This window comes from Halorubrum sp. F4 (genome assembly GCF_027257195.1).
GTDB lineage: Archaea > Halobacteriota > Halobacteria > Halobacteriales > Haloferacaceae > Halorubrum.
Genome location: NZ_JAPDFS010000001.1, coordinates 899,082 through 915,023, shown reverse-complemented (window position 1 = coordinate 915,023; position 15,942 = coordinate 899,082). Strand labels below are relative to the sequence as shown.

At 70.1% G+C, this 15,942-nt stretch carries 16 protein-coding genes and 2 pseudogenes; 14 read left to right on the top strand and 4 right to left on the bottom strand.

Annotated features, from left to right (window positions below; translation table 11 throughout):
* Both OKW78_RS04720 and OKW78_RS04715 read left to right on the top strand, forming a co-directional pair.
* Window positions 1–289 (top strand): annotated as a pseudogene (locus OKW78_RS04720) (phosphoesterase); the annotation flags it as partial.
* 75 nt (window positions 290–364) lie between these two features.
* The gene (locus OKW78_RS04715) at window positions 365–967 is read left to right on the top strand and encodes a MarR family transcriptional regulator (RefSeq protein ID WP_281194134.1); all 603 of its coding nucleotides are present in this window, start codon (window positions 365–367) and stop codon (window positions 965–967) included.
* Between the two features lie 28 nt (window positions 968–995).
* Here OKW78_RS04715 and OKW78_RS04710 read toward each other — a convergent pair whose 3' ends face one another.
* From OKW78_RS04710 to OKW78_RS04700, 3 genes are all read right to left on the bottom strand, one after another.
* The gene (locus tag OKW78_RS04710) at window positions 996–1,250 is read right to left on the bottom strand and encodes a hypothetical protein (RefSeq protein WP_281194133.1); all 255 of its coding nucleotides are present in this window, start codon (window positions 1,248–1,250) and stop codon (window positions 996–998) included.
* Between the two features lie 167 nt (window positions 1,251–1,417).
* Window positions 1,418–1,981 carry an inosine/xanthosine triphosphatase gene (locus tag OKW78_RS04705; protein ID WP_281194132.1) on the bottom strand — a complete coding sequence of 188 codons (564 nt, stop codon included), beginning with the start codon at window positions 1,979–1,981 and terminating at the stop codon, window positions 1,418–1,420.
* Window positions 1,982–2,001: 20 nt separating this feature from the next.
* Window positions 2,002–2,766 (bottom strand): cobalamin-binding protein, encoded by a 765-nt coding sequence (locus OKW78_RS04700; protein WP_281194131.1) that lies wholly within the window; start codon window positions 2,764–2,766, stop codon window positions 2,002–2,004.
* A gap of 257 nt (window positions 2,767–3,023) precedes the next feature.
* Here OKW78_RS04700 and OKW78_RS04695 point away from each other — a divergent pair, with 257 nt between their 5' ends.
* From OKW78_RS04695 to OKW78_RS04685, 3 genes are read left to right on the top strand one after another with little or no spacing between them, the layout of a single operon-like run.
* Window positions 3,024–3,995, top strand: coding sequence for a transcription initiation factor IIB family protein (locus OKW78_RS04695; RefSeq protein WP_281194130.1), 972 nt, complete (start codon window positions 3,024–3,026; stop codon window positions 3,993–3,995).
* Between the two features lie 50 nt (window positions 3,996–4,045).
* Window positions 4,046–4,462 (top strand): hypothetical protein, encoded by a 417-nt coding sequence (locus tag OKW78_RS04690; protein ID WP_281194129.1) that lies wholly within the window; start codon window positions 4,046–4,048, stop codon window positions 4,460–4,462.
* A gap of 25 nt (window positions 4,463–4,487) precedes the next feature.
* The gene (locus OKW78_RS04685) at window positions 4,488–5,180 is read left to right on the top strand and encodes a type I 3-dehydroquinate dehydratase (RefSeq protein WP_281194128.1); all 693 of its coding nucleotides are present in this window, start codon (window positions 4,488–4,490) and stop codon (window positions 5,178–5,180) included.
* 16 nt (window positions 5,181–5,196) lie between these two features.
* Here OKW78_RS04685 and purN read toward each other — a convergent pair whose 3' ends face one another.
* A complete protein-coding gene (gene purN, locus OKW78_RS04680; RefSeq protein ID WP_281194127.1) occupies window positions 5,197–6,801 on the bottom strand; it encodes a phosphoribosylglycinamide formyltransferase in 1,605 nt (534 codons plus the stop codon).
* Between the two features lie 168 nt (window positions 6,802–6,969).
* Here purN and purB point away from each other — a divergent pair, with 168 nt between their 5' ends.
* The 9 genes and pseudogenes from purB to OKW78_RS04635 all read left to right on the top strand — a co-directional run bounded on the left by purB (window position 6,970) and on the right by OKW78_RS04635 (window position 15,863).
* Window positions 6,970–8,421: an adenylosuccinate lyase gene (gene purB / locus OKW78_RS04675; protein WP_281194126.1), complete on the top strand. Its 1,452-nt coding sequence runs from the start codon at window positions 6,970–6,972 to the stop codon at window positions 8,419–8,421.
* Window positions 8,422–8,480: 59 nt separating this feature from the next.
* Window positions 8,481–9,495, top strand: a pseudogene (locus tag OKW78_RS04670) (aldo/keto reductase).
* Window positions 9,496–9,566: 71 nt separating this feature from the next.
* Window positions 9,567–9,839: a hypothetical protein gene (locus OKW78_RS04665; protein WP_122106178.1), complete on the top strand. Its 273-nt coding sequence runs from the start codon at window positions 9,567–9,569 to the stop codon at window positions 9,837–9,839.
* Between the two features lie 70 nt (window positions 9,840–9,909).
* Window positions 9,910–10,647, top strand: coding sequence for a cob(I)yrinic acid a,c-diamide adenosyltransferase (locus OKW78_RS04660; RefSeq protein ID WP_281194125.1), 738 nt, complete (start codon window positions 9,910–9,912; stop codon window positions 10,645–10,647).
* Window positions 10,647–12,398, top strand: a complete 1,752-nt coding sequence (locus tag OKW78_RS04655; RefSeq protein WP_281194124.1) for a cobyric acid synthase — start codon at window positions 10,647–10,649, stop codon at window positions 12,396–12,398. The genes OKW78_RS04660 and OKW78_RS04655 overlap by 1 nt, the downstream gene beginning before the upstream one ends.
* A gap of 91 nt (window positions 12,399–12,489) precedes the next feature.
* Window positions 12,490–13,245, top strand: a complete 756-nt coding sequence (locus OKW78_RS04650) for an HU family DNA-binding protein (protein WP_281194123.1) — start codon at window positions 12,490–12,492, stop codon at window positions 13,243–13,245.
* A gap of 79 nt (window positions 13,246–13,324) precedes the next feature.
* Entirely contained in the window at window positions 13,325–13,984 is a 660-nt protein-coding gene (locus OKW78_RS04645) for a metal-dependent transcriptional regulator (RefSeq protein ID WP_281194122.1), read from the top strand.
* Between the two features lie 67 nt (window positions 13,985–14,051).
* On the top strand, window positions 14,052–14,744 hold the full coding sequence (locus tag OKW78_RS04640; protein ID WP_281194121.1) for a LysE family translocator: 693 nt from the start codon (window positions 14,052–14,054) through the stop codon (window positions 14,742–14,744).
* A gap of 72 nt (window positions 14,745–14,816) precedes the next feature.
* A complete protein-coding gene (locus tag OKW78_RS04635) occupies window positions 14,817–15,863 on the top strand; it encodes an NAD(P)-dependent glycerol-1-phosphate dehydrogenase (RefSeq protein WP_281194120.1) in 1,047 nt (348 codons plus the stop codon).
* The last annotated feature ends 79 nt before the right edge of the window (window positions 15,864–15,942 follow it).

Below are 15,942 nucleotides of genomic sequence, written 5' to 3'. Positions count from 1 at the left end.
CGGGCGCTACGGCAAGGCGCTCTCCGGTTCGGACGTTCAACAGATGGACGGCCTCGAGGGCCTCGAGTTCGACGACGACACCCGAAAGATGCTCGGGCTCGACGACATCGACGAGATCCTCGGCCAGATCGACGAGGCGGCCCAGATGGACGTCGAGGAGCTCGAGAAGGAGGCCGAGGCGGTCAAGTCCGGCGACGCGGGCTCGAACATCAGGTCGGCCGACGAGGTCATCCAGGAGATGGACGAGGAGGTCCCCGACGGCGAGGTCGAGCCGGCGGAGGAGACCTGAGCCGTCGGTCGCCGCGCGCACCCCGGCGTCGATCCGAACGAAGCGCTTTTGCCGCGTACCCGCTTACCACGGGTGATGACCGAGGAGGTCGACGAACGGAAACGTCGGACGCTGCGACGGTTCGCCGCCGTCGGAGCGGCCGCCCCGTTCGTCGGGTCCGCGAGCGCCGCGGACGACGAGAACGAGACCCGGGAGGCCATCCGCGGGTACGTCCCCTCGACGCCGGGCGCGCACTTCTCGAAGCTTCGCGACGACCTCCGGCTCGGCACGGGCGAGGCGCAGTACCACCTCCGGAAGCTCGAGGAGGCGGACGAGATCGAGTCGCGAAAGGACGCCGACTACCGCCGGTACTTCCCGGCGGGCCGGTTCGACGACCTCGACAAGCGGGCGCTCGGCTATCTCCGTCGGGAGACGCCGCGGGGAATGGTCCTCGCGCTGCTCTCGGACCCCGACGCGACCGGCGCGGAGCTCGCCGACGCGCTCGGCGTCTCCCGGCCGACGATAAGCGCCGCGGCGGGCGAGCTGGCCGCGGCCGACCTCCTCGACCGCACCGACGGCTACGTCCTGACCGAACCGGAGCGGTTGTTGACGCTCGTCGTGCGCTACGCCGACTCCTTCGACGCCGATGCGGTCGCGTTCGCCGACGACGCGGCCTCGCTCGTCAGCTACGACCCGTGACGCGTCCGCGTTCGCCGAGCGCTCCTCGCTAGGCCGTCACCATCCACGTCGTGCCCGAGGAGTACCCCCACTTCTCGACGTCGATCCCGGAGGCCGCGTCGGCGACGGCGCCCATGTTCGCGCCGACCTCCTTCGCGGAGAGGCCGAGCTCGTCGGCGATCAGCCGCGATTTGAAGTAGGTCCGGTCGTCCGCGTTGGCCCGGAGATACTCGAGGATCCGGAGCTGTTTTTCCGAGAGGCCGGACGGTTCGACCGCGACGGACTCCACGCGTGCCGTGCTCATGTCACCACACAGGAAAGGCGTCCTCAAAAGGCGGTTGGTAGACCGAGTTAACACCGCTACGTCATGCGATTTCGACGCCAAACGGGTCCGTGTGACCTCCGCCGGCGGTCCGTTTCGGTACGAACTCCGAATCGGCGATCGATCTCATGCCCGAAGGCGCTCCGCCGTCAGTACAGATCGGAGACGAACGGGCCGAGCGCTCCGGAGACGGCCACCGAGAGCGCACCGGCGCGGTCGACGCCGCCGTTCGTCAGCGCGCCGGCGGCTCCGCCGCGTCTCGCGACGCCCGTGACGCCGAGCACGTCTTCCATGACGGGGCCGAGCTCCGCTCCGCTCTCGACGCGGGCCGCGACGTCGTCCGGGAGCCGGAGGCTCGGTCCGCTCCCGCGGCCGACGCGGTCGCCGTCGTCGACGGCCGCCCACATCACGAGGAAGAGCCCGCCGACGCCCTCGAACCGGGCCACGCCACCCTCGAGGCCGACGCCGAGGTCGTATCCACCCGACTCGAGGACGGCCGCGGCACGGTTCTCCGCGCCGGCGACCGTCTCGGCGTGGCCGGTCGGCTGCTCGCTCACGCCGGAGTCGACCCGGACGGACTCGATCGAGTCGATCGATCCCATCGATTCGACCGGTTCGATCGATCCGGACGACCCGTCGATTTCGACCGCCTCGAGCGCCCGTTCGACCGCGCGTCGCTTCACCGGATTTCCGCTGCCGACGCCGACTCGCATACGACGAGTCGGTCGTGGGATCACGAGTATCCGTCGATGCCGAACAGTCCCGCGAGCCGCTCGATCCCGTCGATCAGCGCGGGACTCGGCTGGTTCAACAGCGCGTCGTCGATCACGTGAACCGGCGCGTCGATCCACTCTCGGTCGGCGACGCTCGCGGCGTCGACCCGGTCGCCGCGCCCGCAGACGTGGACGACGACGTGATCGGGGTCGGCGGCCGCGACGCTCGTGGGGTCGACCTCCCGGGAGCGTTCGCCCGCCTCGACGAACGGGTACCGGCCGCCGGCGGCGCGGATCGCGTCCGGGACCCAGTTGCCCGCGGCCATCGGCGGCTCCGACCACTCCTCACAGTAGACGACGGGACGTGGGCGGTCCCCGGTCGCGTCGGCGACGGCCTCGAGCCGCTCGCGGGCGTCGGCGGCCAGCCTCTCGCCCGCGTCCGGTCGTCCAACTGTCCGGGCGATCCCCCGAAAGTCCGCGAGCACGTCCTCGAGCGTCGCCGGCTCGCGGTGGTCGACGGCGAGTCCCCGCTCCCGGCAGCCGTCGGCGACGTCGGCCTGGAGGGCGTCGCTCGTGAACACCACGTCCGGATCCAGCGCCGCGACCCGGTCGAGGGAGGGGGTGATCCACCCGCCGACGGCGACGGGGTCGGTCCCGTGTGCCGACCCGGCGTCGAACGGCGGATCGCAGTGGTGGGTGACGCCCACCAGGCACTCGGCCGCGCCGAGCGCCGAGAGGGTCGCGGTCGCGCTCGGCGCGAGCGAGACGACGCGTGGATCCGACATACGTGACGGATTCACCCCGTCGTTCGAAAACGTTCGGATCGTGACGGAGCACGGCGAGTCGGGATCCGCGGGCTTCCGAGGGATCGCCCGGACGATCGGCGGGCCTTCCGTCGAAACCCGCCGAAGTCGGTCGTGATCGATCGTGTTCATTCGTCGGCCGCGCGGCGACACGTTCCGGGTCTTTTAAGTTACGTTCGCCCGTCTATCGGACAAGACTGCTCCCGGGCGTTCTCGATTAAACCGGGAGACAGAGAGCTATGACCGAACGACTACATACCCGGGGGAGTCGCACCCGTGGGGAGACGGAGGAGGAATCGGAGAGCACTGACGAGACGCTGAGCTGTCCGGAGTGTGACGGCCAGGTCGTCAACGACGAGGAACACGGCGAGACGGTCTGTGTCGACTGTGGACTCGTCGTCGAGGCGGACTCGGTCGACCGCGGGCCGGAGTGGCGCGCGTTCGACTCGCGCGAGAAGGACGAGAAGTCCCGCGTCGGCGCGCCGACGACGAACACGATGCACGACAAGGGCCTGTCGACCAACATCGACTGGCGCGACAAGGACGCCTACGGCCGCTCGCTCGGCGCGCGCCAGCGCCAGAAGATGCAGCGGCTCCGCAAGTGGAACGAGCGGTTCCGCACGCGAGACTCGAAGGAGCGGAACCTGAAGCAGGCGCTCGGCGAGATCGACCGGATGGCCTCGGCGCTCGGGCTCCCGGACAACGTCCGCGAGACCGCCTCGGTCATCTACCGCCGCGCGCTCGACGAGGACCTCCTCCCCGGCCGATCCATCGAGGGCGTCTCCACGTCGTGCGTCTACGCCGCCGCCCGGATGGCCGGCGTCCCGCGCAGCCTCGACGAGATCGCCGACGTCTCCCGGGTGGAGAAGGCGGAGATCGCCCGGACGTACCGCTACGTCGTCCGCGAGCTCAAACTCGAGGTCAAACCCGCGGACCCCGAACAGTACGTCCCGCGGTTCGCCTCCGACCTGGAACTCTCCGAGGAGTCGGAGATGCGCGCGAAGGGACTCCTGAAGAACGCCAAGGAGAAGGGCGTCCACAGCGGCAAGTCGCCCGTCGGACTCGCGGCCGCCGCCGTCTACGCCGCCGCCCTCCTCACCAACGAGAAGACGACGCAGGCCGCGGTCTCGGAGGTGGCGGACATCTCCGAGGTCACCATCCGCAACCGCTACCACGAGCTGCTCGAGGCCGAGGACGGCCTCGTCGCGTGACCACGCGGCTCTGATCGTTACGTTTCTCATCCGATACGACTCGACCGACCATGCCCCGTTCCCGTGACCTCCTCTCCGGCGTCTCGCTCGTCGCCGTCGCCGGTTGGTTCCTCGTCACGACCGACGCCGGCGGCGACCGCGTCGCCCTCCTCGTCGCCGGCGCGGGATGCGGGCTCGCCGGCGTCGCGTACCTGCTCGCGGGAGCGGGGTCGGATCGGTCGATCGCGGGCCGTCGGCTGACGCCCGACCGGTTCCGCGGGGTCGCGATGACGGCGATCGGGATCGCGATCCTCGCGCTCGGCGCCGACGGGGTCGCCGGCGGCATCGACGCGCTCTCCGCCGTCCTGCTCGTCGGGGGGTTCCTCGTGGTCGTCGCCGGCTGGCTCCGGACGACCCGTTCCGGACCGCCGCCGGCAGCGAGTGGCGAGCCGACCGACGACGAGCCCCGTTCGGACGGGGGGAGTTAACTCCCTCACCGTCGAAGGTCCGAGCATGTTCGAGGAGTTCGTTCTCGCGGCGAGCACCGGCGACCTGGCCGCGGAGCCGCGCGCCCGCGAGACGGCCGACGCCGTGGAGTTCCGAATGGACCTCGCCGCGGATCCGCTCGACCAGCTCGCGGCGTACGACGGGACGCTCCCGCTCGTCGTCACGAACCGCGCCGAGTGGGAGGGCGGGGAGGCCGACGACCTCGGTCGGTACGACGCGCTCGCGGAGGCGCTCGCACACGACGCGGTCGTCGCGGTCGACGTCGAGCTCGCCGCGCTCCGGGGGAACGCGCCGACCGGCGAGCGGTCGCACGCGACCGCCCTGCGTGAGAGCGCCCGCGAGGAGGGCGTGTCGGTGATCGCCTCGGTCCACGACTTCGAGTCGACCCCGGAGGTCGGGACGCTCTCGGGTCTGCTCGCGGACGCGGCGAGCGAGGGCGACGTGGGGAAGCTGGCGACGACCGCGAACGCCCGCGAGGACGCGCTCGCGATGTTGCGGGCCACCCACGAGGCGACCGCGGCGGGCCACCGCGTCGCGACGATGTGTATGGGCGAGCCGGGTCGACACACCCGCGCGGTCGCTCCGGTGTACGGGTCGCGGATCGGGTACGCCCCGGTCGACGCGGCGGACGCGACCGCGCCCGGCCAGTACCCGCTCGCCACGCTCCGCGGGCTGGTCGACGGGTTATTGCAGGAGTAGCCGGGCGGGCCCGCACTCAGTCGTGGCGGAAGCAGCGCGACCCGGTCAACGCCATCGCCATGTCGTGTTCGTCGGCGGCGGCGATCACGTCCTCGTCGTTGACCGAGCCGCCGGGCTGGATCACGGCCTCGATGCCGGCGTCTGCCGCCTCCTCGATCGCGTCCGGGAACGGGAAGAACGCGTCCGAGGCCATCACCGCGCCCTCCGCGGACTTCCCGTCGGCGTCCTTCTCCGCCTTCATCGCCGCGAGCGTGACTGCGTCGACGCGGGAGACCTGGCCCATGCCGACGCCGACCGTCTCGGTTCCGGTCGCGAACAGGATCCCGTTCGATTTGACGTGTTTGAGCGTTCGCCAGGCGAACAGCATGGTCTCGACCTGCTCCTCGGTCGGCTCGCGGTCGGTGACGAACTCGAGGTCGCCGGCGGTCGGCGACTGGAGGTCGCGCTCCTGGACGAGCCGCCCGCCGACGATCGGCTTCTCGACGAAGCGCTCGGAGAAGCGCTTCTCGCCGTCGCCGAGCGAGCCGACGTCGAGCACGCGGAGGTTCTTCTTCTCGGTGAGCACGTCGAGCGCGCTGTCGGTGTAGCCGGGCGCGACGACGACCTCCTTGAACGACTCCGCGATCGCCTCGGCGGTGTCGGCGTCACACCGACGGTTCAAGGCGACGATCCCGCCGAACGCCGACTTGGCGTCGGTCCGGAGCGCCCGGTCGTACGCGTCCGCGAGGGTGTCGCTCGTCGCGCAGCCGGCGGGATTGGTGTGTTTGATCACGGCGGCCGCGGGCTCGTCGAACTCCTTGACCAGGCCGAGCGCGGCGTCGGCGTCGTTGTAGTTGTTGTACCCCATTCCCTTCGAACCGGGGTTCAACCCCTCCGCGCCGACCACGCTCGCCTCCTCGCAGGCGGGGTCGGCGTAGAGCGCCGCGTCCTGGTGGGGGTTCTCGCCGTAACGCAGCGAGTCGGCGCGGTCCTCCGAGACGAACCGCCGGGCCGGGAAGGAGCCGCCGGTGTCGCCGTCGATCCGGACCGACTCGGGAGCCCCGTCCTCGCTCGTCTCGATCTCGACTGTGCCCTCCGCGAACCATCGGATCGCTCGCGGGTACGCCGTGAACTCCGCCTCGTGGAGGACGCGCTCCTTCAGCGACGCGGCGTCGTCGTCGTCGTAGACCGGGACCGGCTCCTGGGTGAGGATCGGGCCGTCGTCGACGGCCTCGGTGACGACGTGGACCGTACACCCGGTCGTCCTGACGCCGGCCTCGAGCACCCGTTCGTGGGCGTCGGTTCCGGGAAACGCCGGCAGAATCGAGGGATGGACGTTCAGCGTCGTCGGGGCGGCCTCGAGGAACTCGTCGGTGAGTACCCGCATGTAGCCGTCGAGACAGACGACGTCGAAATCGTAGTCCGCCAACCGGTCGAGGATCCGGCGCTCGTGGCTCTCGCGTGACTCGCCCTCCTCGCGGGCGACGACCTCGGTCGGGATCCGGCGCTCGGCGGCGGCCTCGATGACCGGCGCGCCCTCGCGGTTCGTCAGGACGACCGACAGCTCCGCGCCGCCCGGCGCGACGTCGGCGATGTGTCGCAGGTTCCGTCCCCGGTTGCTGGCGAGTCCGGCGATCTTCATGTCCGATCTCTCCGACCGGTCGCGTTTATCCGTTACGGTCGTCGCCGGGAGAATATACATGATCGAGGATAAGAAGAAGGGACGGACGCCGATCTCGGGGCGAGAGTATACACTTCCGTGGGTAGAGCCATCGACACGCTTTTGCGCGTTCCGGGGGCACTCGCGGACATGACCGACGATCCGATCCCGGGACTCTCGCGCGCCGATCCGCTCGCGGCCGTCTCGCCGCTCGACGGGCGGTACGCCGACCGAACCGCACCGCTCTCGCCGTACGCGAGCGAGGCGGCGCTCATGCGGGCGCGGACCCGCGTGGAGGTCGAGTACCTGATCGAACTGGCCGAACTCGAGGCGACCCCGATCGCGCTCGACGACGGCGCGGTCGCGGCGCTGCGTGACCTCTACGACTCCTTCTCGGCGGAGGACGCACGGTTGATCAAGGAGTTGGAGATCGAGGGCGCGGCGGGATACGCCGCGACCAACCACGACGTGAAGGCCGTCGAGTACTTCCTGCGGGTTCGTCTGGAGGAGTTGGAAGCGGCCGGGACGCTCGAGGACCCGACGGCGCTGTTCCCGTGGATCCACTTCGGGCTCACGAGCGAGGACGTCAACAACCTCGCCCACCGGGTCCTGATCGAGCCGGCGGTGCGCGAGGTGCTCGTGCCCGCGGTGCGCGAGGTGCGCGACGCGCTCGTCGATCTGACCCACGAGCACCGCGACACGCCGATGCTCGCGCGGACGCACGGCCAGCCGGCGACGCCCACGACCTTCGGCAAGGAGATGGCCGTCTACGCCGCGCGTCTCGGCCGGACGCTCGGCCGCGTCGAGGCCGCCGTCGACGGCCTCTCCGGCAAACTCGCCGGCGCGTCCGGGACCTACGCCGCCCACGTCGCCGCCTATCCCGACGTCGACTGGCGGGGCGTTTCCCGCTCCGTGGTGTGGGGTCTCGGTCTCGACCACGCGCCGCTCGCGACGCAGGTGAACCCGTGTGACGACCTGGCCGCGCTCTTCGACGCGCTGTCCGGGGTGAACAACGTCCTGCTCGATTTAGACCTCGACGCCTGGTTGTACGTCTCGAACCGCTACCTCGGGCAACGGGCCGTCGAGGGCGAGACCGGATCGTCGACGATGCCGCACAAGGTGAACCCGATCGACTTCGAGAACGGCGAGGGCAACCTCTCGAAGGCGAACTCGGATCTCCGATTCCTCGCCGACTACGTGACGACCTCCCGTCTCCAGCGAGACCTCTCGGACTCGACGGTGAAACGCAACGTCGGTGCCGCGTTCGCCCACTGTCTGATCGGTTACTCGAAGACCGCCGACGGGCTCTCGAAGGTGGTGCCGAACGAGACCGTCATGCGCGAGGAGCTGGAGGAGACTCCCGAAGTCATCGGGGAGGCGGTCCAGACGATCCTCCGGCGAGAGGGCGACACCGACGCCTACGAGCGCGTTAAGGAGCTCACCCGCGGATCGCGGGTCACCCTCGAGGACTTCCGGGCACTGTTCGACGACCTCGACGTGGATCCGGCCGTCCGCGAGGAGCTGCGAGCGCTGACGCCGGCCGGCTACACCGGGATCGCGGCCGAAGTCGCGGACGGCGTCGACGCGACGGACGACGGGTAACGATCGCGGTGGCGCGTCCGGGAAGCCACGCTTTTGTCTCGGGCCGCGGATCCGCCCGTATGGACTATCGACGGCTGGGGTCGACTGGAACCCGCGTCTCCGAGCTCTGCTTCGGTACGTGGCGGTTCGGGCGGAAGACCGGGGGCGTCCTCGAGACGGACGAGGAGCAGGCACACGAGCTTCTCGACGCGTTCGCGGAGCGCGGCGGCAACTTCATCGATACCGCCAACGTCTACGGCGACCCGAACGGGACGAGCGAGGAGTACGTCGGGAACTGGCTCGCCGAGCGTGACCGTGAGAAGTACGTGCTCGCCTCGAAGGTGTACTTCGGGTTCGACGTCCCACCCGAACGGATCGGGGCTTTCACGCACTCACATCCGGAACCAGATCGAGGGGACGCTCGACCGGCTCGACACCGACTACCTCGACCTGTACTACATCCACCGATGGGACGAGGACACGCCGATCGAGGAGACGCTCTCGGCGCTCGACGGGCTCGTCGCGGAGGGGAAGGTGAACTACCTCGGCGCGTCGACGATGGCGGCCTGGCAGCTCACGAAGGCGCTCTGGAAGTCGGACGTGAACGACTACGAGCGCTTCGAGGTGACCCAGCCGCTGTTCCACGCGGGCTACTACGAGGACGTCGAGGACTACCTCTCGGTCGCCGCCGACCAGGACCTCGCCGTCTGTCCGTACTCGCCGCTCGCGGGCGGGTTCCTCACGGGCAAGTACACCCGCGCGGACCCCGACGACCCGAAGTCGGTGCGGGCACCCGACGGCTCCCGCGGGAGCTTCGACGAGCGGTTCGAGCGGTTCTACCTCTCCGAGCGCGGCTGGAAGGTGCTCGATACGGTCCGGGCGGTCGCCGACGAGGTGGACGCGACCCCCGCACAGGTGGCGCTCCGGTGGCTCATGGACCAGGAGGCGTTCACCTGCGTTCCCATCGTGGGCGCGCGCACGGTCGACCAGCTCGAGGAAGACCTCGGGGCGGCCGACGTCTCGATCACCGCCGAGCAACACGACCGGATCACGGACGCCCGGTACGACGAGGACGGCCGCCGGTGGGGTCACTGATCGGCGTCGAGCGGTCGATCCGTGTTCGGTCGGCGGGTCGTTTTTATACCGTGGGCCGCGAACTCGAGACCATGAGCGAGGATGACACGGCGGGAGCGATGTCGGCCGAGGAGTTCCGTTCGCTGACCGACGGGCTGGTGCGGCAGGGTTCCGGCGGCGGAACGACGGTGTACAAGAACGCGGCCGGCGTCGGCTGTCCGAACCCCGAGTGTGACCTCGGCGTGTTCCAGACGCTCTTCGTCAGCGACCACGGTTGGCAGCGGATCGGTGCGACCCGAGACGGGATCGAACTGTGCATCTGTAACACCGAGGACCGCCGGTTGGTGTTCATTCACGACGAGTGAGCGATCGACGAACGGGGAACGACCGGGTCGGACCGCCCCGATTCAAGGGCGTCGCCCCCGAGGGACTCGTATGAGCGAGGAGACCGGCGAGCGGAACACGGATGACCGGCGGACGGACGCTCGGAGGGGGAACGACCGGGACGCGGTCCGCCGGAACACGCCCGGACGCGGGATCACGCCGGACGCGGACCCGATCGAGGCGAGCGCGCCCGAGGAGTTCGGGCTCGTTCAAGCGTGGTGGGGCGACGGGAAGGGGAAGACGACCGCCGCGATCGGGATGGGTGCCCGCGCCGCGGGCCACGGCTACCGCGTCCACATGCTCCAGTTCATGAAGGGCGGCGCGGACTCCGTGGAAGCCGTCCGCGGCGAGTACAACGCGATCCGGGCGATCCCCGGGTACTCCTTCGAGAACACCGGCCACTACGGCTGGCACGGGATGGCCGACGGCTCCGCGGACGACGAACACGAGCGGAACGCCCGGGCCGGCCTGGAACGCGCCCGCGACCTGGTCGACGCCGCGGACGATGCCGACCTCACGACCCCGATCCCGCTCGACGCCGAGCCGGACGCCGGCGTCCACATGCTGATCCTCGACGAGATACTCTACGCCGCCGACCGCGGACTGATCTCCCCCGAGGAGGTGCTCGCGTTGGTCGACGACAAGCCCGACGGGCTCGAACTCGTCCTCACGGGGAGCCACGAGCGCCCGGCGTACCTCGCGGACGCCGCGGACCTGATCACCCGAGTCGGCAAGGAGAAACACCCGATCGACGCGGGCCAGCGCGCCCGAAAGGGAACGGAGTACTGATGGGCTCCGGGTCGGGGGACCGAGACGATACACGCGCTGACGGCGATCCACACACGGACGACGATCCGCACGCCGCGGCCCGAACGATACTCGTCGCGGGCACCGCCTCCCACGTCGGCAAGTCGACGGTCGCCGCCGGGCTCTGCCGACACCTCGCGGACGCCGGCGTCGACGTCGCTCCCTACAAGGCCCAGAACATGTCGAACAACGCGCGGGCGGTCCCCGTCTCGCCCGGTGCGGGCGTCGGCGCGGCGTTCGGCGAGGTCGGCGTCTCCCAGTACGTTCAGGCACGCGCGGCCCGCGTTCCCCCGGAGACGGACCACAACCCGGTCCTGCTCAAACCCCGCGGCGAGGGCGAAAGCCAGCTCGTCGTGAACGGCCGGGCGGTGACACACGCCACCGCCGCGGACTACTACGGCGGCCAATGGAAGGAGGCTCGCGAGGCCGCGGCGGCCGCCCACCGACGGCTCGCCGCCGACAACGACGTCGTGATCGCGGAGGGCGCGGGCTCGATCGCGGAGATCAACCTCCACGACCGCGACCTCGCGAACGTGGAGACGGCACGGCTGTTCGGGGAGGCGACCGAGGATCGCGACGCGGGAGCGGCGGAACCGCGAGGGGCCGATGTCCTCCTCGTCGCCGACATCGAGCGCGGCGGCGTCTTCGCCGCGCTGGTCGGAACGCTCGAGCTACTCCCCGCGGACCTGCGGGACCACGTCGTCGGCGCGGTCATCACCAAGTTCCGTGGCGACCGCGACCTCCTTTCGCCCGGGATCGACGCCTTCGAGAAGCGGACGGGCGTCCCGGTCCTCGGCGTCGTCCCCTACGACGACCCCGGACTCCCCGAGGAGGACAGCGTCGCGCTCCCCGACACCGGTGAGCGCGCGGTCCGCGGCGCTGACGACGGCGTCGTCGACGACGACGCTGTGACCGTCGCCGTCCCGCGGCTCCCGCGGATCTCGAACGCGACGGACGTGGAGCCGCTCGCGGCCGAGCCGGGCGTCCGCGTCGTGTACCTCCCGCTCGACGACGACCTCGGGGACGCCGACGCGGTCGTGATCCCGGGCACGAAGAACACCGTCGACGACCTCCGTGCCTGTCGGGAGGCCGGGTTCGACGACGCCCTCCGCGCGTTCGACGGCCCCGTCGTCGGGCTCTGTGGCGGGTACCAGCTGCTCGGCGAGCGGATCACGAACGCGGCCGTCGAGAGCGCGGACCCGGACGCACCCGACGTCGTCGAGGGGATCGGGCTGCTCCCCGTCGAGACCGCCTTCTCGAACGAGAAGCGGGTCGTCGCGGCCGAACTCCGGCTGGACCCCGCCGAAACTGACCTCCTTCGGTCGCCGAGGGATGAAGACGCGGAGGACGACGGCGACGGCCGTCTCACGGTCGCGGGCTACGAGATCCACATGGGCGAGACGGACCGGTCGTCGGCTGCAGGTTCGTCGGCGGTGGCACTCGCCACGCCGTTCTCGGACCCGAACGGGGAGCGGACGGGGACCGCACTCGGCGCGGCCGCCGGCGACGTCGTCGGGACCTACCTTCACGGACTCTTCGAGAACGACGCCGTCCGCCGGGGGTTCCTCGATCGCATCCGCGGGAACGCGGGTCTCGAATCCGAACTCGTTCGCCCTCGAAACCGTTCCGACGACGCCGACGACCTCCGTGACCCGTACGACCGGGCTGCCGCCCTCCTCCGCGAACACGTCGAGCTGGACTCGCTCGGACCTCCCGGACCGGATCCGGACTGAGCGATATCCCGAATCGTCGACCGGGCGTGCGGTTCCGGTCCCCGGGCAAAACGGACACTACGCTTATGCTACCACGGAGCGTCAGAAGACCGTGAATAACGATACCACACGGCAGACGAACCTCGCGCGCCGAACCGTTCTTCGCCACGGGGTCGTCGTTTCGGCCGTTTTCGGTCTGGGGATGACGACCGCGACCGGTCAGGTCGCCGGAGCGCGCGGCGAACTCGTCGAGGCGATCGCGTCGAGATCGGGCCTGTCCAAGGCCGACGCGAAGCGGGCGCTCGACGGGTTTACGAACGCCACCATCGAGTCGCTACGGAAGGGTGACCGGATCTCGCTCGTCGGATTCGGATCGTTTTCGATCAGTAAGCGCGCCGCGCGAACCGGCCGGAATCCGAAGACGGACAAGGAGATCCAGGGTAACGCCCGCGATGAGGTCCGGTTCGAAGCCGATCGCGAGCTGGTCGCGGCACTCGATCTGATCCCGGGACGAGGCGATGAACGCCGTCTCCCTGGCGAAAAGAACTCGCGAGGCACGGACGCCGACCACGGGGACGACGGGATGGTCGACGAGGCCGAGACCGTGCTCGACGCCAACGCACTCGCGCGAGAATCCGGCCTCTCGAAATCGGACGCGAAGCGGGCCCTTGACGGGATCGTCGAGGCCATGACGGGAGCGTTGAGTCGGGACCGCCGTCTTTCGCTCGTCGGATTCGGATCCTTTTCCATCAGCAAGCGATCCGCGCGGACTGGACGGAACCCACGGACCGGCAAGGAGATACGAAGCAACGCTCGCGAAGAAGTCCGGTTCAAAGCCGGTGCCGAGCTTTCGAAGTCAGTCAACTGATCGGCCGGCCGGTTCGCTTCCGCGATGCGCCGGCCCCGTTCGGTAGGTATTTGCGTCGCCGTCGCGGGATCGCATATAAATGCTCAGCGACGTGATGGAGGACTACCTCAAGGCGATCTACGTCCTCCAGGCCGAGGAGGGGGCGCCCGTCTCGACGTCCGCCATCGCCGAGTACCTCGAGAAGACCCCGCCGTCGGTGACCGACATGCTCGGGAAACTGTCCGACCGCGGGCTCGTCGAGCGGGAGCCGTACCAGGGGGTCGAACTCACCGCGGAGGGGGAGGCGGTCGCCCTCGAGATCGTCCGGCACCACCGCCTGCTCGAGGCGTTCCTCGCCGACCAGCTGGACTACGACTGGAGCGACGTCCACGAGGAGGCGGACGCGTTGGAACACCACATCTCCGAGGAGTTCGAACGTCGCGTGGCGGAGGCGCTCAACGACCCCGAGGTCGACCCCCACGGCGACCCGATCCCCGGCGCGGACCTCGATCCGGTCGACGAGGGAAGCGGCCCGCGACTCTCGGATCACCCCGAGGGCGACCGCGTGGTCGTCACGCGGGTCTCCGACCGCGACGACGACGAGCTCGAGTACCTCGCCGATGCCGGTATCACTCCGGGGACGACGATCGAGGTGGTCGACGTCGCCCCGTTCGGGATGGTCACCGTTCGGACGCCCGCGAGCGAACAGAGCCTCCCGGCCGAGGTCGCCCGCTCGATCCGCGTCGAAGACGCGGAATGATCGGCGACCGTCCACCGATCGACTGTCGTCCGCGAGGTTTTTCACACGAACCCTCCTGTACGTTGACGTGAACACGGTCGCAACGCTCCTCGTCGGCGTGGTCTTCGGGCTCGCGCTCGCGGCCCCGCCGGGCCCGATGAACGCGGTCATCGCCGAGGAGGCGGTCCTCCGCGGGTGGTCGGCCGGCACCCGGGCGGGCCTCGGCGCGGCGACCGCCGACTTCCTCTTTTTCGTCCTCGCGTACCTCGGCGTGGTCTCGTTCGTCCAGTCCGTCCCGCGGCTCCAGACCGCCATGGTCGGCGTCGGCGGCTGTCTGATGTGTTACTTCGCGGTCGGCACGGCCCGCGACGCGCGTGCGTCGTTCCGTCCCACCACGGGCGAGGACCCCATGGTCGAGGAAGGGAAGGGGTTTCAGAAGGCGCTGGCGCTGGCGCTGACGAACCCGTTCCAGGTGCTGTTCTGGCTCACCGTCGGCGTCGGGATGTTGCGCCCCGGCGAGCTCGACGTCCTCGCCCCGTTACCGCTCGTCGGCGACGGGCTCGCTGGCGCGCTCGTCGTTTCGACCGGGTCGCCGGCGCTCCTCGGCGGGTTCTTCCTCGGCGTGTTGAGCTGGGTGACGCTCTTCCCCGTGAGCCTCGCCGCGGCCGAGAAGCGCATGCAGGCGATCGGGCCGGTCGTCGCCGTCGGATCGGCGCTCGTGCTCGGCGGGTTCGGCGTCTACTTCCTCTACGACGCCACGACGGCGGTGCTGGCGTGGTGACGGTCCTCGCGTGGTGACGGCTCTCCGAGCCACATGGACAACGGCTTTCACCCGCCGGCGTGAGCCACCCGTATGTTCGAGAAGTCCACGTGGATCAAGCTCCCGCGGAACGTGCTCGTGGGCCACGGCGTCCTCGACGACCTCGGGGACGCGGTCGGCGAGCTCTACCTCACCGGGCGGCCCCTGATCGTGACCAGTCCGACGCCGAACGAGATCGCCGGCGACCGGGTCCGTGCGCAGTTCGACGACCCCGCGACCGCCGTCGTCGAGGAGGCCTCCTTCGACGCGGTCGGGAAGCTCACGGCGACCGCGGAGGCGGTCGATCCGGGCTACCTCGTCGCGCTGGGGGGCGGCAAGCCGATCGACATCGCGAAGATGGCGGCCGACCACCTCGACGTGGGGTTCGTCTCCGTTCCGACGGTCGCCTCCCACGACGGCATCGTCTCCGGGCGCTCGTCGATCCCCGAGGGCGACACGCGCCACTCGGTCGCCGCCGACCCGCCGCTCGCGGTCGTCGCCGACACCACGCTGCTCGCGAACGCCCCTTGGCGGCTCACCACCGCGGGCTGTGCGGACATCATCTCGAACTACACCGCCGTGAAGGACTGGCGACTCGCCCGCCGGCTCCGGAACGTCGAGTACAGCGAGTACGCGGGCGCGCTCTCGGAGATGACCGCCGAGCTGCTCGTCGAGAACGCCGACATGATCCGGCCGGGGTTGGAGGAGTCGTCGTGGGTGGTCGTGAAGGCGCTCGTCTCCTCGGGCGTCGCGATGTCCATCGCCGGCTCCTCGCGGCCCGCCTCGGGCGCGGAACACCTCATCTCCCACCAGCTCGACCGGATCGCGCCCGGTAAGGCGCTCCACGGCCACCAGGTCGGCGTCGCCTCGATCCTGACCGAGTACCTCCACAGCGGCGAGAACGGCGAGTGGGCCGCGATCCGCGACGCGCTCGGCGAGCTCGACGCGCCGACGACGGCCGCGGAACTCGGCGTCGACGACGAGGAGCTGATCGCCGCGCTGACCAGCGCCCACGAGATCCGCGACCGATACACGATCCTCCAGGGCGGCATCAACGAGGAGGCCGCGATCGAGGTCGCGACCGCGACCGACGTGATCTGAGGAGGGCCGGTGACGGAATTCGTACCGTTCGTTTCTCGATAGCACGGTGGGGTGTCAATGTATGGGAGGATCACGGATC